2 protein-coding genes are annotated in these 2,256 nt (G+C 37.9%); both read left to right on the top strand.

What is annotated here, in order from left to right:
- Nucleotides 1-748 (top strand): hypothetical protein (locus tag K8F54_RS08140; RefSeq protein ID WP_290789316.1); only part of this gene is annotated, 748 nt, incomplete at its 5' end.
- An 11-nt stretch (nt 749-759) separates the two neighbouring features.
- The coding region (locus K8F54_RS08145) for an FG-GAP repeat protein (RefSeq protein ID WP_290789318.1) at nt 760-2,256 on the top strand (1,497 nt) is incomplete at its 3' end.

Below are 2,256 nucleotides of genomic sequence, written 5' to 3' on the forward strand. Positions count from 1 at the left end.
GAGTAGATTAATACTTTACGATCAAAACAACAATGCTCTAACTTTCAATTTGGTTAATCCAAATCCATCTCTTATGCCACAATCTGGTTCAGGAGGAGCTACACTTTATTGTTTGAAAGTTACTGTACCCAATGGGGTAACATCCATAGGGATTCGATTGCAAGGAGATGTCATTAATACGGGCACTGACAAATGCACGCCTATAACAAATCTAGTTATAAATGATTTACCTTATTGTGCTTGCAATGATTGTGCAAACAAAACACTAACGCTAAAAAAATTAGATATTTCGCAAAATGGGGGAAATTTGAATCAATTTAATATTAGTGGAAATCTTTCTTCTAATGATCCAATATATGGCATTGAATTTCAAATCATGTCGTATGGTTATGCAGCTATGTCACCCGGCTGCACGGATGGTGTAACAAGTAATGAGGAATCGGGGATGTTCTTGATCCCGGGCACAACCATAAACAATGCTTCTGTTGCTATGTATAATGAAAACATTTCAAGTACGGGCAATACCAATAATCTTGCTGCCAAAGCCATACAATATTTGAGCAGTACTCCTTTAACAGGGCCTTTTTCTGTGAACCTTACAATTGGTTTGCCGGGACCCGCACAAGGGCAGGATACTAGTACGTGTCGAATACATTATAAGATCTGTATTAAAGCCAAAGTATATTTTGAAGATGGAAGCTGTACAACTTGTGTTTTTAAGGATTGCTTCACATTTGATAATCAGTAAAATATAGGATCATGAAAACAAAAAAAATTATAACAAGCGTAGTATTTATTTTAGCCAGCCTAACTACGCTATATGCCCAACCTGTTGAAGAGTTTTTAAAGGTTATCGCAGAAAATAATAATCCAAATTCAACCCTGCGTCAAGATAGAAACTTGTATGATAATTTTGGCATCTCGGTTTCAATATCTGGAAACTATGCAATTGTAGGTTCATATAATGATAATGATGAAAACGGTGCTACTTCTATAAAGGATGCAGGTGCCGCCTATATTTTTGAGAGATTAACTTCGAGTGCTCCTTGGCTTTTTAAACAAAAATTAGTGGCTTCAGATAGAGCAAAGGGAGATGCGTTTGGCTTAGTTGCCATATCCGGAAACTATGCTATTGTGGGTGCTTCTGGTGAAGATCACAAAGTAAGTGTAGGTGCATTTGAAAAAGATGTAGGCGCTGCCTATATTTTTGAGCGCGAAGGGATTTCTCCCTATGAATGGAAAGAAGTAAAAAAGATTGTGGCACCTGATGGAGCTGCCGGAGATTATTTTGGAGGAAGTGTTTCTATTTCTGGGGACTATATTATTGTTGGGGCAGCATGGGACGGTCCACGAGAACCAAATTATGGGTTTGGAACCGGCGCAGCTTATATTTTTGAACGTGATGGAAATGGAGTTTGGTTTTTTACTCAGAAGTTACAGGCTTTTGATAAAGCAGAAGGGGATCTATTTGGTTCGGTTTCTATTTCAGGTAATTATGCTATTGTTGGTGCTTTTTTGGAAGATGAAGACACTACAGGTGGTTCCGGTAGTTTATCTAATGCAGGCTCCGCTTATATTTTTGATCGAAATTCTTCTCATCCGCCAGGTTATATGGGAGCTTGGTCAATTAAACCAAGGAAAATAGTAGCGCCAGATAGAGAATCAGAAGATCGTTTTGGATATTCGGTTGCTATTTCTGGCAGTTTTGCAATTGTAGGAGCGGCTAATGAAGATATGACCGTAAATGATGATTGGGCAGGAGCCGCATATATTTTTGAACGAGATGCATTGGGTAATTGGAATAAAGGACAAAAAATCACTTCTTCGACAAGAGCTAATGGTGAAGAATTTGGAATAGGTGTTGCCATTAATGGAAATTATGCCATAGTGGGAGCATACCGTAGTGGTAACTTAAATTCAGGAATGGCTTATGTTTTTGAACGGAAAATAGGTCCTCCTATTGGACCAGTGGGTGCTTGGAATTTTAATAGTAAAATATTTTCTTCAGACTTAGCTGATTATGACAATTTTGGAAGATACGTTGCTATTTCAGGATGTTCAGCCTTAATTGGAGCAAGATTTGAAGAAGAAGATGTATTAGGCGGAAATACCATAGTAAGAGCAGGATCTGCCTATTTCTTTGAGTGTGAAAAACCTCCTACTCCCAAACTTTGCTGTGATATTCCAGATGTGGATATCACATTAAATCGCGTTGGGAAAACCGATAAATTTAACCTGAATATTAATAGTGCAAAT

The organism is Altibacter sp., assembly GCF_019913785.1.
GTDB lineage: Bacteria > Bacteroidota > Bacteroidia > Flavobacteriales > Flavobacteriaceae > Altibacter.